Origin of the sequence: Pseudomonas lactucae, assembly GCF_036688725.1 — a bacterium.
In the GTDB taxonomy this organism is placed as follows: Bacteria; Pseudomonadota; Gammaproteobacteria; order Pseudomonadales; family Pseudomonadaceae; genus Aquipseudomonas; species Aquipseudomonas lactucae.
On record NZ_JAQQPT010000003.1, the window covers coordinates 251,861 to 277,207 of the forward strand.

Sequence of the window (25,347 nt, forward strand, 5' to 3'; positions counted from 1 at the left end):
AACGGCTGTACTCAGTCAAAATCTGGGAGGGGCACTGCGTTTACTCGGGAAGGTGCGCCACGCCGTCTGAGTCGGTCATCGCCCGCTCCAGCAAATCCGCCGGCAGGCTTTTGCTGGCGCGGGCGCCGAGCAGCCTTAGCTGCTCCGTGCGGCTGACCAGATTCCCGCGTCCATCCGTCAGCTTGTTGCGCGCCGCGCTGTAAGCCTTGTCCAACTGCTGCAGACGGTTGCCCACTTCATCCAGGTCCTGGATAAACAGCACGAACTTGTCGTACAGCCAACCGGCGCGCTCGGCAATTTCCCGCGCATTCTGACTTTGACGTTCCTGCTTCCACAGGCTGTCGATCACTCGCAGCGTGGCGAGCAGCGTGGTAGGGCTGACGATCACGATATGGCGGTCGAAGGCCTCCTGAAACAGGTTCGGCTCAGCCTGCAACGCGGCGGAAAACGCCGCCTCGATCGGCACGAACAGCAACACGAAATCCAGGCTGTGCAGCCCTTCCAGGCGCTTGTAATCCTTGCCGGCCAAACCTTTGACGTGATTGCGCAGCGACAGCACGTGCTGCTTCAACGCCGCCTGGCCGATCACTTCGTCATCGGCGGCGACGTACTGTTGATACGCCGTCAGGCTGACTTTGGAGTCCACCACCACCTGTTTGTCGCCGGGCAACATGATCAGCACATCCGGCTGGAAACGCTCGCCGTCCGGGCCTTTGAGGCTGACCTGGGTCTGGTACTCGCGGCCTTTTTCCAGGCCGGCATGTTCCAGCACCCGCTCAAGGATCAACTCGCCCCAATTGCCTTGGGTCTTCTGGCCCTTGAGCGCTCGCGTCAGGTTGGTGGCCTCGTCTGACAGACGCAGGTTGAGTTGTTGCAGGCGTTCGAGCTCCTTGGCCAGGGAAAAACGCTCGCGCGCCTCGTTCTGGTAGCTCTCTTCGACACGTTTTTCGAACGACTGGATGCGCTCTTTCAAAGGATCGAGCAACTGGCCCAGACGCTCCTGGCTGGTTTCGGCAAAACGTTGCTCACGTTCGTCGAAGATCTTGCCGGCCAACTCGGCAAACTGCGCCCGCAGCTCGTCCCGCGAGCCTTGCAGGTCGGCGAGGCGCTGTTGGTGGCTTTCCTGCTGCTCGCGCAGTTCGGCGCGCAAGGCGGCGGCGAGTGCGTCGAGGCGGCGCAATTCGGTTTCCTTGGCGTTGCGGTCGAGGTTCCAGGCATGCGCCGCGTCGCGGGCGTTGTCGCGGTCGATCTGCAACAGCTCGACTTCGCGGCGCACGGCGGCCAGGTCGGCTTGCTTGGCGGCGTTGGCCTGGCTCAGGTCGCTGATCTCATCGCGGCTGGCATCCAGTTGCGCGATGAGGCCTTCCTGGGCCAGTTGCGCCGTGGCCAGGCGTTCTTCGAGCAATTCCCAGCCGGTGGTGCGCTCGGTCAGTCGCCGTTGAATCCGCCAGCACACGGCCAATAACGGCACTGCAGCACCCGCAAGCCCCAGGGCGATACTGGTCCAGTCAAACACCATAGCCATTTCTGCCATTACCGAAAAAGAGCAAGGTTAACCAAGCAGAGCGCGGGAGGACAGCTCAGTCTTCGACCTGGCCCAGTTCGCGCTGGGCGCGGCGATCGCCGGCACGGGCGGCCAGGCGCAACAGGTCGTGACCGATGCGGCGATCACGGGCGTTGCCGCATTCACGGCACATCAATTGGCCCAGGCGGCTTTGCGCGACGACCACACCTTCGCGGGCCGGCTGCTTGAGCAAGCGCCCGGCGAAGTGCTGGACGTTGGGCTTGTGCCCCAGGCGCGGGCTGTCGAGCAACCACAAGGCGACTTTCAAGGAGAACCGCTTGGGCGCGGTAACAGCCTGCGGCGTGTCGGTAACAGAAAGTGATACTGAGCGAAACTTCATAAAGCACTGTGGGAGCAGATCGGAAGGCGCGCCACTCTACCCTTTTTTTCGTCGAGGTAAAGCTGAAAAAATCTTGCACGCCCGTGCTAGAGCAAGCGCTTGGGACAATCCACAGAAGCTGTGGATAACTCAGTGGACAACCCCCCTTTAACCCGCGCAAACGCCCATGGAACGGGGCTCGCAGTCAAACTGACGATTTTTTCACCAATAAAAAAAAGCCAGATTTTTCATTGACTTAAATTTCCATTGCAGGCAAATGGCGGCCCGGCGCGGCCGTTGACAGGGTGGTAACAGTGACCGCAACTAATGTGCACAAGTCACTATTCGTCGGTTTATCCCACCCTTTTTTTTTAAAGCAACAGCTTCAACAGCGTTACCGCATGGGCGCAAACAGGACTTTTCAAATCTCTGCAGCCTCGCCACACTGCCCGGCCGGCAACGCAACGTGGAGGGGTCAATGAAAGGAATTCTGTTATTTGCCGTGTTGTTATTGGCCACCTGCGCCATTTCCCTGGGGATCAACGCCGCACTGCCGTCGCCGGATGGCGCATTGTTTGCCATCGCTATCCTGTTGTCGGCCGCCTTCACCGCCGCGAGCCTGTGCATCGAACTGGGTGATGGCCGCATCAATGACATGGGCGATGTGATGAAGGCGATCGAAACCGGTCAGTCCCTGCGCCTCACCCTTGCCGCCTATGGGCTGGGTTGTTCATTGGCGGCGGCCGCTACCGTGCTGGTCTATCGCTGCCTGCTGGGCGGCTGATTGAATCTTTTTGGTGATGCCCCTTCCATTGGCCGTTTCAATCCGTTACTATCCGCGGCGTTAGTACCAAGCTGAAAGTCAATTCTGGTCGAACACTCCCCTGAACAACACGGGATCGACCACCTAGATGGTTTCCAGGTATCACTTGCGACGACACTGCCTTTGAATAAGCAAAGGGTGCCGCGAAGTTTCCATACTCTGACCGAACCAACCTGCAAATTGATCAGGATCTTCACCCTGGGCCCAGAACCTTTGCCCCTGTTGTGTTGCCTGCCCTCCTAAGTACCTACCTGCCAGCCCAAGCGCGCCTAATTTATCAGCGCTTCAAACTGGCTGCTTTGTTCCAGTCGGGTTCTTCGTTTGATCAATGGTGATCAACGTTACTGGAACGTTTTAACGTTGCACGGTTCTTAATCCGTGTCATTTGTAGGAACACCCATAACATGAACGCTCAAATCCATACTCAGGATGCCATTCGCACCCTCACCAACGCTTTTGCCCCAATGAACTGCCTGATCATGGCTGCTCGCAAAGGCTGCTTCAGCTTCACTCTGGTCAACGAACACGGCATCGCACGTCACAGCGAACGCCTGTACCCCGATCAATACTCCAGCGCAGAACCGCTGCAGGCCGTGATCGAGCGTACCCGTCAGGCACTGGTTGCCTGATCGACCCGAGTCGCTGAAACCCAAAAAACCCTGTTTAACACGCAGGGTTTTTTATTGCCCGCGATTCGGTAATTGAGCCTTTGCACTAAGTTCAAATGGATATAACCGTTATAACTGCACAGACAAGATGTTTTAAAAACAGTCCTTTACATCATGAATATGACACTACACTTCAACTCAAGCGGCATGATCCGCTTCCGGCGAGCCTGAGACTTCGATTCAACTGCTGCCAAACCCCCTTCTCAGGCCTCGCCGTCCACTTTTACGGATTGAGGCCTGTATGGGTATCGCCGCCAGCGAATTGTGTCGTTATGTGATCCGGCCCACGCTGATGTACCTCGGCCGCCATGACCCTGCGGCCGAATCCCTGCTGCTGGGCATTGCCGCCAGCCAGTCGGAACTCGGCTCCGCCTTGCATGACCGGCACGGCCATGGTCTGTACAGCATCACCGAACTTCGCCATCGCGCCCTATGGGATGACTACCTGGCACTGGATCCCGAACGTGCCAGCCTGGTACGCGGACTGGCCAGCCAACATGCATTCCTCAGCGCCCCCCAGTTGGAGTTGACCGTCAACCTGCGCTACGCCACCGCCATTGCCTGGTTACTGGTTGAACAACACAGCCCGACACTGCCACCACCCGGTGATGTATTGGCCATGGCACGTATCTGGAAAGAAATATTTCATCCACAAGGACGACTGTGCGATTTCACCCGCGCATGGCAAACCAGCGTTTCCCCCATGAATCACACGGCTTGCTGACCGGGCAATTTGCAAGATTCGCCAAAAACACCGAATTCTGGTCGGATTGTCCTACAAAACCGCTCTATCTCCTGCATTACAGCCTATAGCGCGATGTTAATTTTATTGATACTTTCCGCAGCGGTGATCACACGGAGTTCTAATAATGAAAAAAGTAATGCTCAAGACCACACTTAGCCTCGCCGTTGCCATGGCATCTTCCCAACTGTTCGCAAGCGGCTTCGCACTCAACGAACAGAGCGTCAGCGGGATGGGTACCGGTTTCGCAGGTCGCTCTTCTTCTGCCGATGATGCAAGCACTGTGTACGGTAACCCTGCCGGTATGGCTCGCCTGAGCGGCCAGCAGATCACCGGTGGCGTCGCGGCCATCGATGCGTCGACCGACATCAGCAATACCGGCGGCAATTCTCGCGGCTCCAACAAAGGTGACATGGTTCCGTTCACCGCGGTGCCATTTGGTTTCTACACCAACAAACTCAACGATCAGTGGGCTGTCGGCTTCGGTGTCTACGCACCGTTCGGCCTGGTGACCGACTATGAAAACGGCTTCCAGGGCCGTGGCTTCGGCAGCAAGAGCGAAGTGAAGGTCATGACCTTCCAGCCAACTGTCAGCTATGCGTTCAATGATCGGGTATCCATCGGCTTTGGCCCGACCATCAACCGTATTTCCGGTGTGCTCGAGTCGGACAAGACACTGAACCCGCTGGCCTCCGACACCAACGTCAAAATCAAGGGTGACGATACCGCCCTGGGCTTCAACGTCGGCGTATTGGTGCAGGCCACTGACACCACGCGCGTGGGCCTGACCTACCACTCGAAGGTCAAGTACAAGCTCGAAGGCCACACCACCGTCAGCGGCCCGACCGCCACCCAGCCGTTCCTGCGTAACAACCGTTACGACGCCTCGCTGAAAATCGATACCCCAGAGTCCTACGACCTGTCGGTCACTCAAGACCTGACCGATGCCTGGAAACTCTATGGCGGTGCAACCTGGACACGCTGGAGCCGCCTCAAAGAAATCACCGTCAACAACGAAGGCGTAACCGCTGCCGGTGGCCTGCTCGCGCCTAGCCAGCTCGGCGCTATCACCGAAGAACAAAACTGGCATGACACCTGGGCCTACGCCGTGGGTACCTCGTACCAGTTGACCAAGCAAGTCGTGCTGCGGACCGGTTTGACCTTCGACCAGTCACCGACCAACAACACCAATCGTTCGCCACGCATCCCAACGGGTGACCGCACGATCTTCAGCGTGGGTCTGGGCTACAAAGTCATGGATAACATGACGGTCGACCTTGCCTACTCGTACCTGAAAGAAGAAGACGTCAAGGTCAACCAGACAGCCAACCCGCCTTCGACGGCCAGCTACCGCGCCAAGTATGAAAACAGTGCCAACGGTTTCGGCCTGGGCATGACTTACACCTTCTGATCCAGACCGGTGTAAAAAAGCCCCGCTCTCCTGCAAAGGAGGCGGGGCTTTTTAGTCGGTGTCGATCAGGGCTTGGAGGCGATTGCCTTCTCTACCGCCTCGATCAGCTCAGGACTGTCCGGCTTGGTCAAACTGGAAAAATCACCAATCACCTTGCCCTGACGGTCCACCACGTACTTGTAGAAATTCCACTTCGGCGCGTTGCTCTGCTGCGCCAGCACCTTGAACAGGTGTACCGCGTCCGGCCCCTTGACCTTCTGCGGTTCGGTCATGGTAAAGGTCACGCCGTAATTCACGTAGCAGACCTTGGCGGTTTCCTCACCTGTCTTGGCTTCCTGCTTGAAATCATCGGACGGCACACCGATCACTTCCAGCCCTTGGTCCTTGTAGCGTTGATACAAGGCTTCGAGGCCTTTGAACTGCGGCGCGAACCCGCAAAAACTCGCGGTATTGACGATGACCAACGGTTTGCCGGCAAAGCGCTGGCAGAGGTCGATGGACTCCTTGGCGCGCAGCTTGGGCAATTGGCCTTCAAGCAAGGGCGGGCAATCGGCGGCCAGGGCCACACCGCCAAATGCAGCCATCAACACAGGTACAGCCAGCCAGCGCATCTGCATGTCGAAACGTCCTTTAAAGAATCCAGGCATCGAACTTAACAGATCGACATGCCCAGTTGCATCAACGCCAACCCACCCCGCTGCCAGCCCCACCAGGCCAGGGCCAGCAACAGCGCGATCGCGGCTGCCCCACCGAACAGGTATCCAGTCGAATTCATGCTGCCTCCATCTGCGCCTGCAATCGCGCGACCGGCCGCTCACGTACCGGCCAATTCAGGGCGGCGGCGAGCAGGCTGAGCAGGATCGCCACCTGCCAGATCAAATCGTAGTTACCGGTTCGATCATAGACCACGCCGCCTAACCAGCCGCCCAGGAATGAACCCAGCTGGTGGAACAGGAATACGATCCCACCGAGCATGGAGAGGTTTCGCACACCAAACAGCGTGGCGACCGTGCCGTTGGTCAGCGGCACCGTGGACAACCACAGAAAGCCCATCGCCATGCCGAACAGATACGCGCTGATTTCGGTGACCGGTGCCCACAGGAACAGCACAATCACCACCGCGCGCAGCAAGTATAAACCGGTCAGCAAGCGCGGCTTGGACATGCGCCCACCGAGCCAGCCGGCGGTGTAGGTGCCGAAGATATTAAACAGGCCGATCAACGCCAACACAGTGGTGCCGACAGTAGCCGGCAAATGCTGGTCCACCAGGTATGCCGGCAGATGCACACCGATAAACACCACCTGGAAACCGCAGACGAAAAAGCCAAAAGCCAGCAACCAGAACCCGGAGTGGGAGCAGGCTTCCTTCAAGGCCTCACGCAGGGTTTGCTGACCAACCACGACCGGCAGCGGTCGATCCTTGAGCATCGTCACCAGCGGCAGGATCAGCGCCACCATCAAGCCCAGCGCCAACAAGGCGGCCGACCAGCCCAGCCAGCCGATCAGGCCCAAGGTGCCCGGCACCATGGCGAATTGGCCGAACGAGCCGGCGGCGCTGGCAATGCCCATGGCCATGCTGCGTTTTTCCGGCGCCACCGCACGGCCGACCACGCCCAGGATCACCGAAAACGAGGTGCCGGACAGGCCAATACCGATCAGCAGGCCCGCACTCAACGACAGCGTCCAGGCCGAATCGGACATGCCCATCAGCACCAGGCCGGCGGCGTACAGCACCCCGCCGACAAATACGGCCTTGGTGGCGCCGAAACGGTCGGCCAACGCACCGGTAAACGGCTGCGCCAAGCCCCAGATCAGGTTCTGCAAGGCGATGGCAAAAGCAAAGGTTTCACGGCCCCAGCCGAATTCGCTGCTCATCGGTGCCAGGAACAGGCCGAAACCATGCCGCACGCCCAAGGACAGCGCCAGGATCAGCGCACTCCCCACAAGGATCCAACCGCTGGTGCGCCACATCGAGGTCATTTCTTATTCTCCGCTCGCGGGTATATACCCGCTTGTGTTCGAACAAACCCGCCCTCAGGCGAGTTCGTCCAGCAAGGCCAACAAGGTTTCGCGTTTTTGCACGCCGAGTCGATCGATCAGTTTCTGTTGCGCCGCTTCCCAGGCCGGCAAGGCGGCGGCCAGACGTTCTGCACCGGCTTCGGTGAGCAGCACCAGGCGGTTGCGCAGGTCATTGCCCTCGACCAACTGCACCAACCCTTCGCATTCCAGCACCCGCAGGTTTCGCCCCAAGGTGCTGCGATCCAGGCCCATGGCTTCCGCCAGGCTGGAAATGCTCGGTTGATCGAGACGTTGCAGGTTGCACAGCAAGGAATACTGGGCGACGTTGATCCCGAAGCCGTCAAGGGCGCCGTCGTAGTGCCTGCTGACGCCACGGGCGGCGCGTCGCAGGTTGGTGCATAAACATTGGGAAGCAAGCATGGAACGTGTATATACCCGCGATTAAGAGAATGCAAGAAAGTGTTACAGGGCGAGGCCGACCACAACCGTGACTTCGAGCAGCTCCAACAAGGCTCCGGCCGTATCGCCGGTGGTGCCGCCAAGGCGATTGACCATCAACTGGCGCAGGCCCACAAAGCAGAGCGCAGCGAGCAACACGGCAACGCCGCCGTTGAAACCGCCGATAAGCATGCAGGCCAGGCCACTGAGGATCAGTACCTGCTGGCCGACAGTCCTCGGTAAATGATCCGACAGTGCCTGGCCCAACCCGCCTGCGCGCACATAGCGCGTGGTGAGGAACAACGCCAGCATCGAGGCCCGCCCGATCAGCGGTGCCAGGATCAACGCCGCGCCGTTGTGCTGCTCGATCAAGGCCACCAAGGCGGTGAACTTGAGCAGCAGCACCAGCCCCAGCGTGACCACGGCAATCGGCCCGCTGCGCGGATCTTTCATGATGGTGAGGGTGCGCTCGCGGTCGCCGAAGCCCCCCAGCCAGGCATCGGCGCTGTCCGCCAGGCCGTCCAGGTGCAGGCCGCCGCTGAGCAACACCCAGGCCGTCAGCAGCAGCGCCGCATGCAGCAACAGCGGCGTGCCCATCAGTGCCGAATTCAGCCCCCACAACAGCAGCCCGAACAGCAACCCCACCACCGGGTAAAACAGCAACGAGCGTCCCAGCTCCTGGGGTTGCGGCATGCCGGGCAGACGAATTGGCAAGCTGCTGAGAAATTGCAGGGCAATCCAAAATGGCAGCATCGTCAGATTCCTTCCTTCAGCCCACCATCGGCGGCCACCCGCAGGCTGAACAAGCCGCCATGGCCGACCTCCACATTCAGCAACTGTTCACGGGGCAACCCTCGGGCACGCGCCAGCAGCAAGCGCATCACGCCGCCATGGCTGATCAACAACACGCGCTCACCGGCGTAGGTCTGGTGCAGGCGTGAGACAGCGCCTAGAACCCGTTCGGAAAATGCGCTGACCGGCTCACCCTCGGGCGGCGTGAAGCCATAGGGATCGGCCCAGAACAACCCAAGGCCTTCGGCGTCGGTGTCCATCAACGCCGCCGCGCTTTGCCCTTCCCAGGCGCCGAAGTGCAGCTCTTGCAGGTCTTTTTCCAAGTGCACCGTTAGATTGAGCCGTGCGCCCAACTCATCGGCGAACCGCGCGCAGCGCTGCAATGGCGAACTGATCAACCGGTCCCAAGGTCCTCGCTCCGCCACCGCGGCGCGCATCTGCTCCCAGCCCCTGGCAGTCAACGCGTCGTCGAGGCTGCCGCGCAGGCCGCCGCCCAGCTCGGTTTCACCGTGGCGCAGCAGGTCCAGGTGCAAGATCATGCCGGGCGGTCCGCCACGGCCGCTTCGGCAAAGGTCGCCATCTGCCCATGCAGCGCACACGCCAGGCGCAGCAGCGGCACGGCCAACGCGGCGCCACTGCCTTCACCCAGACGCAGGCCCAGTTCCAGCAAAGGTTGCGCATCGAGGCTGTGCAGCACATGCCGATGTCCAGGCTCGGCGCCACGATGGCCGAACACCAGCCAGTCGCGGCACGCCGGGTTCAGACGCGTGGCGACCAGCGCGGCCACCGTGCAGATAAACCCATCCACCAGCACCACGACGCCTTCCTGGGCACACGCCAGATAGGCACCCGCCAGCGCAGCAATCTCAAAACCGCCCAGATTGAACAGGGTTTGCAGCGCATCATCGCGCTGCCCGGCGTGCAGCGCCAAGGCACGCTCGATCACCGCCACCTTGTGGCTGACACCGTCGGCGTTCAAGCCCGTACCCGGGCCGGTCAGGTCGCTGACCTGGCACTCGAGCAACGCACACGCCAGCGCACTGGCGGCGGTGGTGTTGCCGATGCCCATTTCACCGCCGATAAACAGTTGCGCAGCGTTTTCACGTGCACGCAGCACACTCTCGCGACCCGCTTGCAGCGCCGATCGTCCCTGCGCGACGGTCATGGCCGGACCCTTGACGAAATTGGCGGTGCCGGCGCCGAGATTCAGGTGATGCACACCGGGCAAGCTCAGCGAAGGGTTCACCGTGCCGAGATCAACCACCTCCAACCGCGCATCCAACTGCCGCGCCAACACACTGATGGCCGCGCCGCCAGTGACAAAGTTATGCAGCATCTGCCCGGTGACTTCCTGGGGAAAGGCCGACACACCTTCGGCAACCACACCGTGGTCGCCGGCAAAAATCGCGATCCATACCCGATCCATCGACGGTTTGACCTGGCCCTGCAAGCCGGCCAATTGCACCGCCAGCGCCTCCAACTGGCCGAGGGAGCCAGCCGGTTTAGTCAATTGCTGCTGGCGTGCCAGGGCGTGTTCGTACGCCGTGGTGTCCATGGACTTACAAGGGTTAAGCCACCAGGTGTCAGTCATAACGCAGTACCTTTCAAGGTCAGGGGCAGGCCGGCAACCGTCAGGACAACACGCTGACAACGCTCGGCCAAGGCTTGATGCAGCCAACCGGCTTCATCCACATAGCGGCGAGTCAATTCGCCCAGCGGCACGACACCCAGACCGGTCTCGTTGCTGACAAAAATAATTTCACCCGTCAGCGTGGCCAGGCTTTGCAGCAGTTGCTCACGCTCGAACGCCAGGCGCTCCGGGTCTTCAAGCATGAGCAGATTGGTCAGCCACAAGGTCAGGCAATCCACCAGCAGGCAGCGGTCGGGGCCGGCGTTCTCGCGCAGCACCCGCGCCAACTCGACGGGTTCTTCGATCAAGCCCCAATGCGCCGGGCGACGCTGACGATGCAGAGCGACGCGCGCATTCATCTCGCCGTCCAGCGGTTGGCTGGTGGCGATGTAAATGACGGATAAGGCGCTGTCGCTGGCAAGCCTTTCGGCGAGGCGGCTTTTACCGGAACGGGCGCCGCCGAGGATCAGTTGAAACATGGGAACACTCCTTTCTCGCCCGGCAGATAAGTTGAAGCTGACACCCTCACACATTGGGATCGGTGTGCATCCGTTAAACTCCACACAATCTGCGTAACAGTTCGGTATCCAGATGGTTCTCGACCAAATCCGCCAACCGCTCAATGTCGCGCTCGCGCAGGGCGTGGTAATCCACCTCCTGCACGTCCCGCAGTCCCGCCCAGCGCAACAAAGCGCTGCACGCAGCCGGGGTTTCGAACAGGCCGTGCAGATAAGTGCCGAGGATCTGCCCGTCGGCACTGCGGGCGCCGTCAGTACGGCCGTCATCCAGTTGCACGGCCGCGTTCGATAACGCTGCGCCCGATGTCACGCCGGCATGGATCTCATAGCCGCTGACCTCGGCATCCTCCAGCAACAAACGTCCGCGTACATTGCGCAGCTGTTTTTCTTCTTCCAGCGTGGTGCTGAACGCCAGCAGGCCCAAGCCGGCGCTGGAACCTGCCGGCCCTTCCAGGCCCAACGGGTCGTGCACCTGCTCGCCAAGCATCTGCAGGCCGCCGCAAATGCCGAGCACCTTGCCGCCATAGCGCAAATGCCGCGCCACGGCCGTGTCCCAGCCATTGGCGCGCAAATACGCCAGATCGCTGCGCACGCTTTTCGAGCCCGGCAGAATGATCAGGTCGGCGGCGGGAATCGGTTGGCCCGGCCCGATAAATTGCAAATCCACCTGGGGATGCAGGCGCAGCGGGTCGAAATCCGTATGGTTGCTGATGCGCGGCAGCACCGGCACCACCACCTTGAGCACCTGCGCCGCCTTGTCGATCTGGCGCCGGTCAATGCCGTCCTCGGCTTCCAGGTGCAGGTCCATCACATATGGCAATACGCCCACTACCGGTTTGCCGGTGCGCGCCTCCAGCCAATCCAGTCCCGGCTGCAGCAGGGCGATATCACCGCGAAAACGGTTGATGATGAAACCTTTGACCCGCGCCTGTTCGCTGGGCGAGAGCAACTCCAGCGTGCCGACCAAATGGGCGAACACCCCGCCACGGTTGATATCGGCGATCAACAACACCGGGCAATCCACCGCCTCGGCGAAGCCCATGTTGGCGATGTCATTGGCGCGCAGGTTGATCTCCGCGGGCGAGCCCGCACCCTCCACCATCACCACCGGGTAGGTTTCGCTCAAACGCGTGTGGGACGCCAGCACGGCTTGCATCGCGATGGCTTTGTAGTCGTGATAGGCCACGGCGTTCATGCTGGTGACCGCACGGCCATGGATGATCACTTGGGAGCCGGTGTCACTGTTGGGTTTGAGCAGCACCGGGTTCATATCGGTATGGGGCGCCAGGTTGGCCGCCTGGGCCTGCACGGCCTGGGCGCGGCCGATTTCGCCGCCTTCGGCCGTCACCGCGCTGTTGAGCGCCATGTTCTGCGGTTTGAACGGTGCCACCGCCACGCCTTGGCGTACCAGCCAGCGGCACAACGCGGTCACCAGGGTACTTTTGCCCGCGTCGGAGGTGGTGCCTTGCACCATCAGCGTACTCATGCAGCGTCCTTATAGGCGCCCAAGGCCTCGTGCAGGCGCAGCCAATCGGCCTCGGTGTCGGGCAGGCCGAAGCGCAGGCTGCTGTCGTGTACAAACAGGCGCAGCAGAATGCCGCGCTGGGCCATGAATTCGTGCATGCGTTCGGCGTGCGGGGTAATCAGCCACTGGAACAGGGCGCAGCCGCCCTGAGGTTGAAAGCCATGGCGCTGCAGCAATTCAAACAAGCGCCGGCCAGCCTCAAGGCAACGCGCGCGCTGACGCGCATGGCCGGCGGTGTCGCGCAGGCACGCTTGGCCGACCACCCGCGTCGGCCCACTGACCGCCCACGGCCCGACCTGTTCAGCGAGCAACTTGAGCAGCCGGCGCTCGGCCAGCACAAAGCCCAGGCGTACACCCGCCAGGCCGAAAAACTTGCCGAACGAGCGCAGTACAATCAGGCCGACCTGATGGGCCTGGCTCGCCAGGCTCAATTGCGGGGTCACGTCCATAAACGCTTCGTCCACCACCAGCCAGCCGCCACGCTGGGCCAGCCGCGTGTGCCAGTCCAGCAGGCGTTGTGGGCTGAGGCTCAGGCCGGTGGGGTTGTTGGGGTTGACCACCACCAGCACATCGAGGCCATCGAGGAAGAAGTCGACTTCCTGCTCCTGCACTTCGCGCACCACGTAACCGGCGCGGCGCCAGGCTTCGGCGTGCTCGGCGTAGCACGGCGATAACACGCCGACTTTGCCCGCACGGCGCAGGCGCGGCAGTAATTGGATCGCCGCCTGGGAACCGGGCACCGGCAATACATGCGCCGCGCCGTAATACTCGCTGGCGGCCTGCTCCAGGCCATCGTCGGTTTCCGGCAGGCGCGCCCAGGCACGCAGCGCAATCTCCGGAATCGGCCAGGGCCAAGGCGCGAGCCCACTGGAGAGATCCAGCCAATTGGCCTCGGCGATCCCGTACCGAACGGACGCCTTGCGCAGCCGACCACCGTGCTCAAGCATAGAATTGCGCCCCCGCGCATAAGATCAGCAGCCACAACCAGACGCCGCGCTGCACCAACTGCCAGCCCCGCTCGATAGCATCGGCATCCGCCGCCGGGCCTTCGCCCAATGGCGGGCGCTGATGCAGCTCACCGTGATAAATCGCCGCGCCGCCCAGTTCGACACCCAGTGCGCCGGCCCCGGACGCCATCACCGGCCCCGCGTTGGGGCTGTCCCATGTCGACCCCTGGGTGCGCCAGCATTTGAGGGCCAGCGCGGTTTTGCCCAATAACGCGTAGGTCAAAGCCACCAGGCGCGCGGGAATGTAGTTCAGTACGTCATCGATTTTCGCCGCCGCCCAGCCAAATCGCTCGAAGCGCTCATTACGATAGCCCCACATGGCGTCAAGGGTATTGCTCAAGCGGTAGAGCACCACACCCGGTACGCCAGCGACCACGAACCAGAACAACGCGGCAAACACCGCATCACTGCCGTTTTCCAGCACCGATTCGGTGGCGGCGCGGGCCACTTCGGTGCTGTCCAGCTCACTGGTCTGGCGGCTCACCAGGTAGCTCACGCGTTGGCGCGCCTGCTCCAAGTCATCGCTGCGCAGCGCCTGCGCTACCGGGATCACATGTTCACCGAGGCTGCGCATGCCGAGGGCACAGTACAAGGCCAGAATCTCCAACGCCCAGCCAATATAGGGCGCCCACGACAGCGCAGTGGCCAGTAGGGTCAACGGCACCACGGCGATAAACCACGCCGTCACGCCATGGCTGCGCCAGCCACGGCCACCGCTGTTGAAGCGTTGCTCGATGCGCCCGGCAAAATTGCCGAACGCCACCAGCGGATGCCAGCGCCTGGGCTCACCCAGCAGCGCATCCAACGCCACCGCGGCGACACACAGCAAGGCCACACTCATTGACTCACTCCCCAGGTATTCTCGTACAGCATGTCACTCAGCGGCCGCGGTTCGGTCCAGCCTTCGAGCTGCAACATCGGTGCCGGATAGAATTCGGTCACCGGCCCCAGGCACAGCACGGCCAGGGGTTTGGCGCCGGGCGGCAAGCCCAGCAGGTCGGCCAGGGCCTCAGGCTCGAACAACGACACCCAGCCCATGCCCAGGCCTTCGGCACGGGCCGCCAGCCATAGATTCTGGATCGCACAGGACAACGAAGCCATGTCCATTTCCGGCAAGGTGCGGCGGCCGAAGATATGCCGCTCGCGCCCCTCCATCAACGCTGCCACCAGCACTTCGGCGCAGTCGTGGATGCCCTCGACCTTGAGCTTCATGAATTCATCGGAACGCTCGCCCAAGGCCTCGGCGGTACGCACGCGCTCTTCTTCCACCAACTGCTGGATTTGCCCACGCAGGTGACGGTCGCTGATGCGGATGAAACGCCATGGTTGCATCAAGCCGACACTGGGCGCCTGGTGTGCGGCCAGGAGCAGGCGGTGCAGCAACTCGGGGGCCACTGTGCCGCCGCTGAAGTGGCGCATGTCACGGCGTTCGGCGATGGCACGGTAGACGGCGTCGCGGTCGGCCTGGGGAAAGGCGTAGTCGGTCATGGCCCTATCGGGGGCAAGCCCCCTCCCACATTGGGTGCAAACAAGGCGGCTACCGCAGTCGGATTCGACGGAAAATAGAAGTGCACATAAGAGGCCGTCATCCGCCCCTGCCGAAAGACCGCTTCGGCACCGCGCCCACCGTTCGGGCTCAGGCCACGGGCAATCGGCTGGCACTCGGTGCTGGTCAGGGAATGGTGATACGTGTGCCCACGCAACACGCCTTCCGGCAACTCGACGCTTTGCAAAGCCAGGGCCGCAAGTTTCTTTTGCATCACCGCATCGCCCTGTAAAAGGCCGAGCAGTTCGGCGCGGCTGCCGTCGACATCGGTGAGCGAATCCAGCAGATAGAGCATGCCACCACATTCTGCGAGCAGCGGCTTACCGGCGGCGTGATGGGCGCGGATCGCAGCGAGCATCGGGGTATTTTCCGACAGCGCTTGATGGTGCAGTTCCGGGTAGCCACCGGGCAAATACAGGCTATCGGTGTCAGGCAAATGGCTATCGTGGATAGGCGAAAAGAACTTCAGCTCGGCGCCCATGGCCCGTAACAGATCGAGGCTGGCACCGTAGGTGAAGGCGAACGCTTCGTCGCGAGCGACCGCGATGCGCACGCCGGCCAGCAACGGCTCGGCCTCGATCACCTGCGGTGCGGCGAAGGCCACCGGCGGTGGCAGCGCGACTTCGCAACTGCTGCCCAGGGCCTGGGCGGCGGCGTCCAGGCGCACATCGAGGTCATTGAGTTCACTGGCCTGCACCAGGCCCAGGTGGCGGCTGGGCAGTTCGATCCCGGTCTCGCGGGACAACGCGCCGTACCAGCGCAGGCCTTCGGTGAGGCTGCCTTCGAGCAACTGCGCATGGCGCAAGGTGCCGACGCGGTTGGCCAGTACGCCGGCGAACGGCAAGTCGGGCTGGTAACGCGCCAGGCCCAACGCCAGCGCGCCAAAGGTCTGGGCCATGGCGGTGCCGTCGATCACACCCAGCACCGGCACACCGAAGTGCCGCGCCAGGTCGGCGCTGGACGGCGTGCCGTCGAACAGGCCCATCACGCCTTCGATCAGGATCAGGTCGGCCTCCCCCGCCGCTTCCCACAGCAGGCGGCGACTTTCCTGCTCGCCCACCATCCACATGTCCAATTGATACACCGGCGCACCGCTGGCGCGCTCGTGGATCATCGGGTCCAGGAAATCCGGGCCGCATTTGAACACGCGCACCTTGCGCCCCAGGTTGCGGTGCAAACGGGCGAGCGCGGCGGTGACGGTGGTCTTGCCCTGGCCGGATGCCGGTGCGGCAATCAATACGGCGGGGCATTGACGGGGCTGATTCAAAGTTCGACGCCCTTCTGTGCCTTGATACCGGCCTGGAACGCGTGCTTGAGCATGCCCATTTCGGTGACGGTATCGCCCATTTCAACCAATTCAGGCTTGGCGCCACGCCCCGTAACCACCACGTGTTGCATCGGCGGGCGGGCCTGCAGGTCACTGAGGACCTGGTCGAGGTCGAGGTAGCCGTGCTTGAGGGCGATATTCAGCTCATCCAGTACCACCAGGCCAATGGACGGGTCTTGCAGCAATTGGCGCGACACGGCCCAGGCGGCCTCGGCGGCGGCGATGTCGCGCTGGCGATCCTGGGTTTCCCACGTAAAGCCCTCGCCCATGACATGGAAGCGCACCTGCTCGGGGAAACGGCGGAAGAACAGCTCTTCGCCGGTACTGTTACGTCCCTTGATGAACTGCACCACGCCGCACTGCATGCCGTGCCCCATGGCCCGGGCCAGCATGCCGAACGCCGAGCTGCTCTTGCCCTTGCCGTTGCCGGTGAGCACCAGCAGCAATCCGCATTCATTGGGAGAGTTGGCGATGCGCTCGTCGATCACGGCTTTTTTGCGCAGCATGCGCGCCAGGTGGCGTTCGTCGCGGTCGGGGGTATCGGTCATGGCAGCTCTCCGTTGGGGCTGGACAAAAACGGCGGGCAGGAAAAAGAAACACATACAGCCAAGCATCGCCCACCGTGATGCTGTTGATTGATCCAGGCCGGTCTCCGGGCTCATGAGCGGCGTTCTGAAGCGAACAGACCGACGCTGCGCCTTCCCATATCGCGAGCGATACAGTGGCAAAAGGCAGCGTCTTGACTCATTTACCGTTGCGGGGGCAGCGCCGGAATTGCGGCGGCGCTGCGTACAAGCGCGCTCACTCACCGGCTTCCCTGTTTCACCCTGTCGACCCGTGGGTCACAGAGCACCTGGAACAAGCGGCGAAGGTTAGTGGGTTGATGGGGGAGCGTCAATGAAAGCTGGCCGTGTACTTGAACCATCGCATCACCGCACTCCTCTACCCTTACAGGTATACCGGAGAAAATCATGCATAAAACCAGACTCGCCTTACTGATGATGCTCGCAGGCAGCCTCGTCGCCTGCGGAGAAACTTCGACCTTGCAGGTCGCCGACGGCACAGGGCCGTCACCCCAATTACCGGAGCCGAACAAGACATTGATCCCCACCGTCAACATCGCCCCGGCCGTTGGCTGGCCCGAGGGCGCCAAACCCATCGCTGCAGCCGGAACGCAGGTAGCAGCATTTGCCGAAGGGCTGGACCATCCGCGCTGGCTGTATGTGTTGCCCAATGGCGATGTGCTCGTGGCTGAAACCAACGCGCCGCCCAAGCCCGATGATGCCAAGGGCATTCGTGGCTGGGTCATGGAAAAAGTCATGGGCCGCGCCGGCGCGGGTGTGCCGAGTCCGAACCGCATCACGTTGCTGCGCGATGCCGACCACGACGGCGTGGCCGAAACGCGCACGGTGTTCTTGGAAAACCTCAATTCACCGTTCGGCATGACGCTGGTTGGCAACGACCTGTATGTGGCTGACTCCGACAAGCTGCTGCGCTTCCCGTACCACGCGGGCGAAACCGCGATCAAGGCACTGGGGACCAAGGTGGTCGACCTGCCGGGCGGTAGCATCAATCACCATTGGACCAAAAACGTGGTCGCCAGCAAGGACGGCAGCAAACTCTATGTGAGCGTCGGTTCCAACAGTAACGTCGGCGAAAACGGTCTTGAAGCGGAACAAGGCCGCGCGGCTATTTGGGAAGTGGATCGCGCCAGCGGCCAGCACCGCATTTTCGCGTCGGGCCTGCGCAATCCCAACGGCATGGCCTGGGAACCACAGAGCGGCAAGCTGTGGACCGCAGTGAATGAGCGCGACGAGATCGGCAGCGACCTGGTGCCGGACTACATCACCTCAGTCAAGGACGGCGGTTTCTATGGCTGGCCCTTCAGCTATTACGGCCAGCATGTGGATGTGCGCGTCACGCCGCAGAACCTGGACCTGGTCGCCAAGGCAATCGCGCCGGACTATGCGGTCGGGCCTCACACCGCGTCTTTGGGCCTGACGTTCGCCGAGGGCAGCAAACTCCCGGCGCCGTTCAGCAACGGCGCGTTCATCGGCCAGCATGGCTCGTGGAATCGCAAGCCGCACAGTGGCTACAAGGTGATCTTCGTGCCGTTCGAGGCAGGCCAGCCTAAGGGCCAGCCGGTGGACGTACTGACTGGGTTCCTCGATAAAGACGAGAAAGCCATGGGCCGCCCGGTGGGCGTGGTGATTGATCAGCAAGGGGATTTGCTGGTGGCCGATGATGTGGGGAATAAAGTATGGCGGGTGTGGGCCGCTAGGTAGCGAAGCCGCAAGCTTCAAGCTAGGAGCTGCAAGGTGGCGGTGCACCCTCTTGCAGCTTACAACTTGAAGCTTATCGCTGCTTTTAGGGATTTCGTGCCAGGTTTGCTGGCAATACACGCTTGGCGCTCAAGTAGGCATTCTGCCAATACGCCTTGGACAGGGTATCCAGCTTCACCGTGCCGCCGGTTTGCGGCGCATGCACGAAGCGGCCTTCGCCCACGTAGATGCCGGCATGGCTGACCTGCGAACCACCGCCGGTGGCGAAGAACAGCAGGTCACCCGTTTGCAGGTTCTGCTCACTCACATCCTGGGCGCGCATCACGATCAGTTCACGGGTGGTGCGCGGCAAGGAAATGCCGGCGGCATCACGGTAGACGAAGCCAATCAGGCCGCTGCAATCAAACCCGGAATCCGGTGTGTTGCCGCCCCAGCGGTAAGGCGTGCCGACCAGACCCAGCGCGCGAAAGAGTACGTCTTCGGCAGCAGGCGAAAAATTCTGGGTGGAATAGTTGAACACCGGCTTTGGCTTGACCGCGACAGGCGCGGGCGGCGGTGTGCGGCTGGCGCAGGCGCTGAGGAGCGCGGCGCAAACTAATAGAAACAGGCGGGCCGAGGTCGACATGTGCAGAACAATCCTGGACTGGATGCGGCTTTCGCTGCCGAACGCTGAAAACCAGAACGCGCAAGCAAAGCTCGCGCGAACGGATTACAACAATGTCCAGGGATTCTAGCGCTTACACGTCAAACTTCAAGTATCACTTTAAGTTTACTTGCTGGCGGTAACCGTGGTCGGGGCCATGGCGAGTGCACGCTTGGCTTCGATGAAGGTTTTGCTCCAGTAGCTGTCACCCAGGTTGTCGACTCGTACACCGCCACTGCGACGGCTGCTGGAGTGGATAAACTGGTTGTCACCCAGGTAGATACCGGCGTGACTGACGCGACCACGGCCTGCAGTACTGAAGAAAAGCAGATCACCGGGCTTGAGGTTGTTTCGTGCGACCAACGGTGCATTCACGTTGATCATTTCGCGCGTCGAGCGTGGCAGGTTCATGCCGGCTTCTTCGCGAAACAGATAACCGATAAAGCCGCTGCAATCGAAACCGGCTTCAGAGGTACCGCCAAAACGGTAACGGGTACCGATCAGGGACATGCCGCGCTCAAGGATGCTGTCGGCCAGAACAGGCAACTGATAAGGCTTGTTGCCGGAGAAATCGGCCAATTCCTTCTCGGTTGCCAGCTCTTCCTCATAAACGGAAGCGGACTGCGCAGCGACGAATTTTGCCTGGGACTGTTGTTGAGGCTTCTGCTGCTCAGCCACCTGTTGAGGGTGGGAGGCGCAACCAAACAACAGGGTAACGAGTGCGAGAGGCACGAGGGGTGCGAAGCGATTTAGCATGGGCACGACCGTGGCTGGTATGTAAAGAAGACGAGACTATGCCCTCTATCAGATCGATTTGCAAATTCAATCGCGCTCTATGTGACTTCGCGATTGGACCGTGACATCTAAGCCCTAATTCCAATTAATGACGTAAATGCGTAGCCGGCCTGGCTCAGACGCAGATTTCCTGGCGCCTGGAAATTGCCGAATCGTGACAGATCAACGCCTTACCAACCCAACGTCTCTTTGAGAAAAGGTATCGTCAATTTTCGTTGCGCCTGCAAAGAGGCCTGATCGAGCTGCTCAAGCAAATCGAACAAGGCGCTCATGCTGCGAGTACCACGGGTAAGGATAAAGTGCCCGACTTCGTCGGTAAGGTGCAGGCCACGACGGGAGGCACGCAATTGCAGGGCACGCAATTTGTCTTCGTCGGACAATGGGCGCATCTGGAAGATCAGCGCCAGGGTCAGGCGCGACTTGAGGTCGGCCAGCTTGATCGGCAGTTCCCGCGGCGAGGTAGCGGCAGCGATCAACAGGCGCCGGCCGCTGTCGCGCAAACGGTTGAACAGGTGAAACAGCGCTTCTTCCCAGTCCGCCTTGCCGGCAATCGCCTGCAGGTCATCCAGGCACACCAGCTCGTATTGCTCCAGGTGGTCGAAGATGCCGATACCGCGATCCATCAACTCAGCCAACGGCAGGTACACCGCTGGCTCGCCCATTTGTTCGAAGCGCAGGCATGCGGCCTGCAACAGGTGGGTACGCCCCACGCCCTGCTTGCCCCACAGATAGATCAGGCTTTCGGTCCACCCGGCGTCGGCTTCGCAAAGCCGCTCGACATAGCCGAGTGCAGCGGCATTGGCGCCTGGGTAGTAATTGATGAAGGTGGCGTCGTCACGCAGACGCACACCCAAGGGCAGCTGAATCGGTTTCATGCTGACTGAACGGCTCCCATCGAACCGTTAGTGGCCTCTGTGAAAAGTTTGCAAAGTTTATACCCGTGAAGCCGGGTGCACAATGCGGCAGACCACAAGCAAAATCAAAGGTTTGCGTTAACTTGCAGGTTTACCCGGCTTGTTTGGAGCACCCGGCGCCAGAAACGACAAACCCGGCCTGGGCCGGGTCTGTGACAACACGATTACAGATCGGGGTCTTCAACCCCTGTATACACATCCGAATCCTTGTACAGATCGTGCATATGGCGCACCAGCACCATGATCACCGCCGCCACCGGCAGCGCCAACAGGATACCGGTAAAGCCGAACAGCTCACCGCCCGCCAGGATCGCAAAGATCACCGCCACCGGGTGCAGGCCAATCCTGTCACCCACCAGCAGTGGTGTGAGCACCATGCCCTCCAAGGCCTGGCCGACCATGAACACCGCGACGATGCCCAGCATCGGGTACAGGTCGCCGCCAAACTGGAACAGCCCGGCCACCAGTGCCGCACCGATACCAATCACAAACCCCATGTACGGCACGATGGCGGCCAACCCTGCGATCAAGCCGATCAACAGGCCCAGCTCCAGGCCAATCGCCATCAAGCCGGCGGCATAGATGATGCCCAAGGCCAGCATCACCAACAACTGACCCCGCACGAAAGCACCCAGCACTTCATGGCACTCGCCCGCCAGGGACACAATGCGTTCCTCACGATCGCGCGGCAGCAGACTGCGGATCTTGGCCATCATGATGTCCCAGTCGCGCAGCAGGTAGAACGCCACCACCGGGATCAGCACCAGGTTGGTCAGCCAACCGATCAGCGCCAGGCTGGAGGCCGTGGCCTGACTGAGGATCACGCCGACAATGTCGGTGGTCTGGCCCATGTGCTCGCTGATGGCGGCCTTGACCTTGTCAAACTTCCAGAAGCCGTCCGACAACCCCAGCTTGGCCTGGGCCCACGGCATGGCCGTGTGTTGCAGCCAGTCGAGCATCTGCGGCGCCAGCTCATACAGGCGAAACAATTGCTTGGCCAGCATTGGCACCAGCACCAGCACCAACGCAGTGATGATCAAGGTGAACAGCGCGAACACCGCGACCACGCCCAAGGTGCGCGACAGCCCGGCTTTCTCCAGGCGATCCACCACCGGATCGAACAGATAGGCCAGCAGCAACGCAACCAGGAACGGCGTCAGGATCGAATGCAGCAAGAACACAAAAACGCACAGCAGGACGATCCCGCCAAGCCACACCCAACGACGCGTATCCGCCATACATCACTCCATGCTTCTATCTATATAAGGAAGAACTGTTACCAACGAAACCGCAGTTGCGCCTGCGGCTCAGGGGCGGCGGGCGGTTGCGTGCCTGCCGCTACCGGTTGCGGCGCAGGCTCGCCCGCAGGGATCTCCTGCAACCTGGCCAGGCTCAACTGGGTGCGCAACTGATCGGCGCTGCCATTGACGCGATACACGATGCGATCACCCTCGACCCGTAGCGGCTGACCACCAAACGGCTCAAGCAAATGCCCCAGCGCCGCATAGCGCTCCAGGGTCATCCCCTGCACTTCCAGCAATTGTTCGGTGCTCACACCGGGCTTGACCGCAAAACGCGGTGCCAGCTTTTGGCTGATCGCCAACATCACCGCGTCGGCCATCGCCCCGGTGTCGGCACCTTGCACGCTGCCCTGCTCGCTTTTGTCACCCAGCCACAGGCGCCATTTGGCTTGCCATTGGCTGCCTTCCTGGCGGGCATGCACCGCCAGCAGGGCGTCGGCGCCATAGCGCTCGGAGGCGGCGCGCAGTGGCGCAGCGTCGGTGCTTTCCAGATTCGGCGCGGTGGCGACGACTTGTTCGTCCAGATCACCCAGCGGCAGGCGCAGCGGCAAACCACGGTGTTGCGCCGCGCGGCGCAGGGCTTGCGCAACGGTCTGGCCATCGCCGACCAGGCTGCTGCCTTCGGTGGAGTCGTTCAGCCACCAGCCGAGGATCGAGGGCCGATTGCTGCCCCAGATCGACAGGCCCGCATCACGCAGGGCGCGGTCGGTGCTGACCGGGTCGAAATCCACTTGCAGGCTCTCGGGCGGACCGGCGTCGTAGCCATATTGGGTGATGATCTGCTGCGGGTCCTTGCGAATCGCCGCCAGGCCCGGGCCTTCGGCGGCCTTGGCATCGCCGGTCAGGCGGATCACCATCGTCTGCAGCGCTCGCTGGGTCGCCTGGTCGCGCTCTTGCGGCGATTGGCTGCCAACCGGTTCAAGTACTTGATACAGGCCATTGAGGGTTTCGGCATGACTCGCCAGGCTGACCAACGACAAGCAGCCCACAAAGAAGAATTTACACAGACGCATGGAAGATTCCCGAACGACAAATTTAGCGGCTGGAACAGACCGGATGAACTCGGTTTGCCAAGGCTGTGACCATGGCGACCGACAAAACATTCACAGGGCCTCGGTAAGTTTTCGCGCCGTCATAACGATAGCGGGTTCAAGGCTATACCTTAATACGGCCCGAAGCAGAGCCGATTAGCATTTTTTTAACGCGCTTTTTTAAGCTATATGGCCCTGCCCGTCGGCCCGAGGATGGCCGCTGCCCCTCAAGCCTGATAAAATCGCGCGCCTTCGCAGACCGTCAACGGCTGGGCCTTTTACCAAAAGCGCCTGCCCACTCGGTCGTTACCCCTGAATCCCCCCTAAAGGCCTGGATCATGAGCAAGCAACCCTCCCTGAGCTACAAGGACGCCGGTGTAGACATCGACGCCGGTGAAGCATTGGTCGAACGCATCAAGAGCGTCGCCAAGCGCACTGCGCGCCCCGAAGTCATGGGCGGCCTGGGCGGTTTTGGCGCCCTCTGCGAAATCCCGGCCGGCTACAAACAGCCTGTACTGGTTTCCGGCACCGACGGCGTGGGCACCAAGCTGCGCCTGGCCCTGAACCTGAACAAGCACGACAGCATCGGCATCGACCTGGTCGCCATGTGCGTCAACGACCTGGTGGTGTGCGGCGCCGAGCCGCTGTTCTTCCTCGACTACTACGCCACCGGCAAGCTCAACGTCGAGACCGCTACCCAGGTAGTGACCGGCATCGGCGCGGGTTGCGAACTGTCGGGTTGCTCCCTGGTCGGCGGCGAAACCGCTGAAATGCCAGGCATGTACGAAGGCGAAGATTACGACCTGGCCGGTTTCTGCGTCGGCGTCGTAGAGAAAGCCGACATCATCGACGGCTCCAAAGTGGCCGCCGGCGACGCCCTGCTCGCCCTGCCATCGTCCGGCCCGCACTCCAACGGCTACTCGCTGATCCGTAAGATCATCGAAGTGTCCGGTGCCGACATCGAGAACATCCAGCTCGATGGCAAGCCACTGACCGACCTGCTGATGGCCCCGACCCGCATCTACGTCAAGCCACTGCTCAAGCTGATCAAGGACACCGGCGCGGTCAAGGCCATGGCCCACATCACCGGCGGCGGCCTGCTGGACAACATTCCCCGCGTGCTGCCAAAAGGCGCCCAGGCGATTGTCGACGTGGCCAGCTGGCAGCGTCCCGCGGTCTTCGACTGGCTGCAAGAAAAAGGCAACGTCAACGAAACCGAGATGCACCGCGTGCTGAACTGCGGCGTGGGCATGGTCATCTGCGTGGCGCAGGAGCACGTGGAAACCGCGCTGAACGTATTGCGTGAAGCCGGCGAGCAGCCATGGGTCATCGGTCAGATCGCCACCGCTCCAGAAGGCGCGGCTCAGGTTGAACTGAAGAACCTCAAGGCTCATTAATGTCTCCGACCTGTGATGTCGTGGTGCTGCTCTCCGGCACCGGCAGTAACTTGCAGGCCCTCATCGACAGCACGCGCACCGGCGACAGCCCGGTGCGCATCGCAGCGGTGATCTCCAACCGCAGCGACGCCTACGGCCTGCAACGCGCCAGGGATGCGGGTATCGAAACCCGCTCGCTGGATCACAAGGCTTTCGAAGGTCGCGAGGCCTTCGATGCCGCCTTGATCGAACTGATCGACGCCTTCAAGCCAAAACTCGTGGTACTGGCCGGTTTCATGCGCATCCTCAGCGCGGATTTCGTCAGGCACTATGACGGGCGCCTGCTGAATATCCACCCTTCCCTGCTGCCCAAATACAAAGGCATGCACACGCACCAACGGGCACTCGATGCCGGTGACAGCGAGCATGGCTGCAGTGTGCACTTCGTCACCGAGGAACTCGATGGCGGCCCTCTGGTCGTACAGGCAGTAGTTCCGGTAGAGTCTGACGACTCGGCGCAGACGCTTGCGCAACGGGTTCATACCCAGGAACACAGGATTTACCCGCTGGCCGTGCGCTGGTTTGCCGAGGGGCGGTTGATTCTTGGTGACCACGGCGCATTATTGGACGGTCAGTTACTCGGGGCCAGCGGCCACTTGATTCGAACCTAGGAGAT

General features: G+C 61.5%; 28 protein-coding genes and 1 riboswitch. Of the genes, 7 read left to right on the forward strand and 21 right to left on the reverse strand.

Annotated elements, in window-relative coordinates:
• Positions 1-40: 40 nt before the first annotated feature.
• Both rmuC and V6M90_RS04715 read right to left on the reverse strand, forming a co-directional pair.
• Positions 41-1,405, reverse strand: coding sequence for a DNA recombination protein RmuC (gene rmuC / locus V6M90_RS04710; RefSeq protein ID WP_332846172.1), 1,365 nt, complete (start codon positions 1,403-1,405; stop codon positions 41-43).
• 175 nt (positions 1,406-1,580) lie between these two features.
• A complete protein-coding gene (locus tag V6M90_RS04715) occupies positions 1,581-1,904 on the reverse strand; it encodes an SEL1-like repeat protein (protein ID WP_003175351.1) in 324 nt (107 codons plus the stop codon).
• Positions 1,905-2,361: 457 nt separating this feature from the next.
• On the opposite strand from V6M90_RS04715, the gene V6M90_RS04720 reads away from it, so the two are divergent.
• From V6M90_RS04720 to V6M90_RS04735, 4 genes are all read left to right on the forward strand, one after another.
• Entirely contained in the window at positions 2,362-2,667 is a 306-nt protein-coding gene (locus tag V6M90_RS04720) for a hypothetical protein (RefSeq protein ID WP_003175352.1), read from the forward strand.
• Between the two features lie 443 nt (positions 2,668-3,110).
• Positions 3,111-3,335, forward strand: coding sequence for a hypothetical protein (locus V6M90_RS04725; RefSeq protein WP_003175353.1), 225 nt, complete (start codon positions 3,111-3,113; stop codon positions 3,333-3,335).
• A gap of 280 nt (positions 3,336-3,615) precedes the next feature.
• Positions 3,616-4,098 carry a hypothetical protein gene (locus tag V6M90_RS04730; RefSeq protein ID WP_332846150.1) on the forward strand — a complete coding sequence of 161 codons (483 nt, stop codon included), beginning with the start codon at positions 3,616-3,618 and terminating at the stop codon, positions 4,096-4,098.
• 145 nt (positions 4,099-4,243) lie between these two features.
• Positions 4,244-5,527: an OmpP1/FadL family transporter gene (locus V6M90_RS04735; RefSeq protein WP_141063587.1), complete on the forward strand. Its 1,284-nt coding sequence runs from the start codon at positions 4,244-4,246 to the stop codon at positions 5,525-5,527.
• A 65-nt stretch (positions 5,528-5,592) separates the two neighbouring features.
• Here the strand turns inward: V6M90_RS04735 and V6M90_RS04740 are convergent, their stop codons facing one another.
• From V6M90_RS04740 to cobO, 14 genes are all read right to left on the reverse strand, one after another.
• Complete coding sequence (locus V6M90_RS04740; RefSeq protein ID WP_078734133.1) at positions 5,593-6,144, reverse strand: glutathione peroxidase; 552 nt, start codon at positions 6,142-6,144, stop codon at positions 5,593-5,595.
• A gap of 35 nt (positions 6,145-6,179) precedes the next feature.
• Positions 6,180-6,302 carry a hypothetical protein gene (locus V6M90_RS04745; RefSeq protein WP_003175357.1) on the reverse strand — a complete coding sequence of 41 codons (123 nt, stop codon included), beginning with the start codon at positions 6,300-6,302 and terminating at the stop codon, positions 6,180-6,182.
• Positions 6,299-7,498, reverse strand: coding sequence for an MFS transporter (locus V6M90_RS04750; RefSeq protein WP_181408593.1), 1,200 nt, complete (start codon positions 7,496-7,498; stop codon positions 6,299-6,301). Before V6M90_RS04750 ends, V6M90_RS04745 begins: the two co-directional genes overlap by 4 nt.
• Positions 7,499-7,561: 63 nt before the next feature.
• Positions 7,562-7,966 carry a MarR family winged helix-turn-helix transcriptional regulator gene (locus V6M90_RS04755; protein ID WP_003175359.1) on the reverse strand — a complete coding sequence of 135 codons (405 nt, stop codon included), beginning with the start codon at positions 7,964-7,966 and terminating at the stop codon, positions 7,562-7,564.
• Between the two features lie 42 nt (positions 7,967-8,008).
• Positions 8,009-8,737: an adenosylcobinamide-GDP ribazoletransferase gene (locus tag V6M90_RS04760; protein ID WP_305427589.1), complete on the reverse strand. Its 729-nt coding sequence runs from the start codon at positions 8,735-8,737 to the stop codon at positions 8,009-8,011.
• Between the two features lie 2 nt (positions 8,738-8,739).
• On the reverse strand, positions 8,740-9,315 hold the full coding sequence (gene cobC / locus V6M90_RS04765) for an alpha-ribazole phosphatase family protein (RefSeq protein WP_332846151.1): 576 nt from the start codon (positions 9,313-9,315) through the stop codon (positions 8,740-8,742).
• Positions 9,312-10,367 (reverse strand): nicotinate-nucleotide--dimethylbenzimidazole phosphoribosyltransferase, encoded by a 1,056-nt coding sequence (gene cobT / locus V6M90_RS04770; RefSeq protein WP_332846152.1) that lies wholly within the window; start codon positions 10,365-10,367, stop codon positions 9,312-9,314. Before cobT ends, cobC begins: the two co-directional genes overlap by 4 nt.
• A complete protein-coding gene (cobU, locus tag V6M90_RS04775; RefSeq protein WP_003175363.1) occupies positions 10,364-10,885 on the reverse strand; it encodes a bifunctional adenosylcobinamide kinase/adenosylcobinamide-phosphate guanylyltransferase in 522 nt (173 codons plus the stop codon). Before cobU ends, cobT begins: the two co-directional genes overlap by 4 nt.
• A gap of 73 nt (positions 10,886-10,958) precedes the next feature.
• A complete protein-coding gene (locus tag V6M90_RS04780; protein ID WP_332846153.1) occupies positions 10,959-12,410 on the reverse strand; it encodes a cobyric acid synthase in 1,452 nt (483 codons plus the stop codon).
• Complete coding sequence (gene cobD / locus V6M90_RS04785) at positions 12,407-13,396, reverse strand: threonine-phosphate decarboxylase CobD (protein WP_003175365.1); 990 nt, start codon at positions 13,394-13,396, stop codon at positions 12,407-12,409. The genes V6M90_RS04780 and cobD overlap by 4 nt, the downstream gene beginning before the upstream one ends.
• Entirely contained in the window at positions 13,389-14,297 is a 909-nt protein-coding gene (gene cbiB, locus V6M90_RS04790) for an adenosylcobinamide-phosphate synthase CbiB (RefSeq protein ID WP_305427593.1), read from the reverse strand. The genes cobD and cbiB overlap by 8 nt, the downstream gene beginning before the upstream one ends.
• A complete protein-coding gene (gene bluB / locus V6M90_RS04795) occupies positions 14,294-14,944 on the reverse strand; it encodes a 5,6-dimethylbenzimidazole synthase (RefSeq protein ID WP_003175367.1) in 651 nt (216 codons plus the stop codon). The genes cbiB and bluB overlap by 4 nt, the downstream gene beginning before the upstream one ends.
• Positions 14,941-16,269 (reverse strand): cobyrinate a,c-diamide synthase, encoded by a 1,329-nt coding sequence (locus tag V6M90_RS04800; RefSeq protein ID WP_332846154.1) that lies wholly within the window; start codon positions 16,267-16,269, stop codon positions 14,941-14,943. Before V6M90_RS04800 ends, bluB begins: the two co-directional genes overlap by 4 nt.
• Complete coding sequence (cobO, locus tag V6M90_RS04805) at positions 16,266-16,877, reverse strand: cob(I)yrinic acid a,c-diamide adenosyltransferase (protein WP_003175369.1); 612 nt, start codon at positions 16,875-16,877, stop codon at positions 16,266-16,268. Before cobO ends, V6M90_RS04800 begins: the two co-directional genes overlap by 4 nt.
• 78 nt (positions 16,878-16,955) lie before the next feature.
• Positions 16,956-17,201, reverse strand: a riboswitch (cobalamin riboswitch).
• Between the two features lie 99 nt (positions 17,202-17,300).
• Here cobO and V6M90_RS04810 point away from each other — a divergent pair.
• Complete coding sequence (locus V6M90_RS04810; RefSeq protein ID WP_141063581.1) at positions 17,301-18,614, forward strand: PQQ-dependent sugar dehydrogenase; 1,314 nt, start codon at positions 17,301-17,303, stop codon at positions 18,612-18,614.
• A gap of 82 nt (positions 18,615-18,696) precedes the next feature.
• On the opposite strand, the gene V6M90_RS04815 is transcribed toward V6M90_RS04810, so the two are convergent.
• The 5 genes from V6M90_RS04815 to V6M90_RS04835 form a co-directional block, all read right to left on the reverse strand.
• Positions 18,697-19,236 carry a C40 family peptidase gene (locus V6M90_RS04815; RefSeq protein WP_003175371.1) on the reverse strand — a complete coding sequence of 180 codons (540 nt, stop codon included), beginning with the start codon at positions 19,234-19,236 and terminating at the stop codon, positions 18,697-18,699.
• Positions 19,237-19,380: 144 nt separating this feature from the next.
• The gene (locus tag V6M90_RS04820; protein WP_003175372.1) at positions 19,381-20,010 is read right to left on the reverse strand and encodes a C40 family peptidase; all 630 of its coding nucleotides are present in this window, start codon (positions 20,008-20,010) and stop codon (positions 19,381-19,383) included.
• 209 nt (positions 20,011-20,219) lie between these two features.
• Entirely contained in the window at positions 20,220-20,924 is a 705-nt protein-coding gene (gene hda / locus V6M90_RS04825; RefSeq protein ID WP_003175373.1) for a DnaA regulatory inactivator Hda, read from the reverse strand.
• Between the two features lie 203 nt (positions 20,925-21,127).
• Positions 21,128-22,201, reverse strand: coding sequence for an AI-2E family transporter (locus V6M90_RS04830; RefSeq protein ID WP_003175374.1), 1,074 nt, complete (start codon positions 22,199-22,201; stop codon positions 21,128-21,130).
• Between the two features lie 38 nt (positions 22,202-22,239).
• Complete coding sequence (locus V6M90_RS04835) at positions 22,240-23,277, reverse strand: DUF2066 domain-containing protein (RefSeq protein ID WP_332846155.1); 1,038 nt, start codon at positions 23,275-23,277, stop codon at positions 22,240-22,242.
• 356 nt (positions 23,278-23,633) lie between these two features.
• Here V6M90_RS04835 and purM point away from each other — a divergent pair, with 356 nt between their 5' ends.
• Together purM and purN are read left to right on the forward strand one after the other, a co-directional pair.
• Positions 23,634-24,692 (forward strand): phosphoribosylformylglycinamidine cyclo-ligase, encoded by a 1,059-nt coding sequence (gene purM, locus V6M90_RS04840; protein ID WP_003175376.1) that lies wholly within the window; start codon positions 23,634-23,636, stop codon positions 24,690-24,692.
• Positions 24,692-25,342 carry a phosphoribosylglycinamide formyltransferase gene (purN, locus tag V6M90_RS04845; RefSeq protein ID WP_003175377.1) on the forward strand — a complete coding sequence of 217 codons (651 nt, stop codon included), beginning with the start codon at positions 24,692-24,694 and terminating at the stop codon, positions 25,340-25,342. Before purM ends, purN begins: the two co-directional genes overlap by 1 nt.
• Positions 25,343-25,347: the final 5 nt, after the last annotated feature.

What these genes read in the sequence shown, in the direction of transcription:
- V6M90_RS04815 (WP_003175371.1), bottom strand. Translation starts at nt 19,236, where the DNA reads ATGTCGACCTCGGCCCGCCTGTTTCTATTAGTTTGCGCCGCGCTCCTC.
- V6M90_RS04715 (WP_003175351.1), bottom strand. Translation starts at nt 1,904, where the DNA reads ATGAAGTTTCGCTCAGTATCACTTTCTGTTACCGACACGCCGCAGGCT.
- V6M90_RS04755 (WP_003175359.1), bottom strand. Translation starts at nt 7,966, where the DNA reads ATGCTTGCTTCCCAATGTTTATGCACCAACCTGCGACGCGCCGCCCGT.
- cobU (WP_003175363.1), bottom strand. Translation starts at nt 10,885, where the DNA reads ATGTTTCAACTGATCCTCGGCGGCGCCCGTTCCGGTAAAAGCCGCCTC.
- V6M90_RS04720 (WP_003175352.1), top strand. Translation starts at nt 2,362, where the DNA reads ATGAAAGGAATTCTGTTATTTGCCGTGTTGTTATTGGCCACCTGCGCC.
- purM (WP_003175376.1), top strand. Translation starts at nt 23,634, where the DNA reads ATGAGCAAGCAACCCTCCCTGAGCTACAAGGACGCCGGTGTAGACATC.
- V6M90_RS04760 (WP_305427589.1), bottom strand. Translation starts at nt 8,737, where the DNA reads ATGCTGCCATTTTGGATTGCCCTGCAATTTCTCAGCAGCTTGCCAATT.
- purN (WP_003175377.1), top strand. Translation starts at nt 24,692, where the DNA reads ATGTCTCCGACCTGTGATGTCGTGGTGCTGCTCTCCGGCACCGGCAGT.
- V6M90_RS04810 (WP_141063581.1), top strand. Translation starts at nt 17,301, where the DNA reads ATGCATAAAACCAGACTCGCCTTACTGATGATGCTCGCAGGCAGCCTC.
- V6M90_RS04830 (WP_003175374.1), bottom strand. Translation starts at nt 22,201, where the DNA reads ATGGCGGATACGCGTCGTTGGGTGTGGCTTGGCGGGATCGTCCTGCTG.
- V6M90_RS04735 (WP_141063587.1), top strand. Translation starts at nt 4,244, where the DNA reads ATGAAAAAAGTAATGCTCAAGACCACACTTAGCCTCGCCGTTGCCATG.
- cobC (WP_332846151.1), bottom strand. Translation starts at nt 9,315, where the DNA reads ATGATCTTGCACCTGGACCTGCTGCGCCACGGTGAAACCGAGCTGGGC.
- V6M90_RS04740 (WP_078734133.1), bottom strand. Translation starts at nt 6,144, where the DNA reads ATGCAGATGCGCTGGCTGGCTGTACCTGTGTTGATGGCTGCATTTGGC.
- V6M90_RS04725 (WP_003175353.1), top strand. Translation starts at nt 3,111, where the DNA reads ATGAACGCTCAAATCCATACTCAGGATGCCATTCGCACCCTCACCAAC.
- V6M90_RS04750 (WP_181408593.1), bottom strand. Translation starts at nt 7,498, where the DNA reads ATGTGGCGCACCAGCGGTTGGATCCTTGTGGGGAGTGCGCTGATCCTG.
- hda (WP_003175373.1), bottom strand. Translation starts at nt 20,924, where the DNA reads ATGAAACCGATTCAGCTGCCCTTGGGTGTGCGTCTGCGTGACGACGCC.
- cobD (WP_003175365.1), bottom strand. Translation starts at nt 13,396, where the DNA reads ATGCTTGAGCACGGTGGTCGGCTGCGCAAGGCGTCCGTTCGGTACGGG.
- bluB (WP_003175367.1), bottom strand. Translation starts at nt 14,944, where the DNA reads ATGACCGACTACGCCTTTCCCCAGGCCGACCGCGACGCCGTCTACCGT.
- V6M90_RS04820 (WP_003175372.1), bottom strand. Translation starts at nt 20,010, where the DNA reads ATGCTAAATCGCTTCGCACCCCTCGTGCCTCTCGCACTCGTTACCCTG.
- cbiB (WP_305427593.1), bottom strand. Translation starts at nt 14,297, where the DNA reads ATGAGTGTGGCCTTGCTGTGTGTCGCCGCGGTGGCGTTGGATGCGCTG.
- V6M90_RS04745 (WP_003175357.1), bottom strand. Translation starts at nt 6,302, where the DNA reads ATGAATTCGACTGGATACCTGTTCGGTGGGGCAGCCGCGATCGCGCTG.
- V6M90_RS04835 (WP_332846155.1), bottom strand. Translation starts at nt 23,277, where the DNA reads ATGCGTCTGTGTAAATTCTTCTTTGTGGGCTGCTTGTCGTTGGTCAGC.
- cobT (WP_332846152.1), bottom strand. Translation starts at nt 10,367, where the DNA reads ATGACTGACACCTGGTGGCTTAACCCTTGTAAGTCCATGGACACCACG.
- V6M90_RS04730 (WP_332846150.1), top strand. Translation starts at nt 3,616, where the DNA reads ATGGGTATCGCCGCCAGCGAATTGTGTCGTTATGTGATCCGGCCCACG.
- cobO (WP_003175369.1), bottom strand. Translation starts at nt 16,877, where the DNA reads ATGACCGATACCCCCGACCGCGACGAACGCCACCTGGCGCGCATGCTG.
- V6M90_RS04780 (WP_332846153.1), bottom strand. Translation starts at nt 12,410, where the DNA reads ATGAGTACGCTGATGGTGCAAGGCACCACCTCCGACGCGGGCAAAAGT.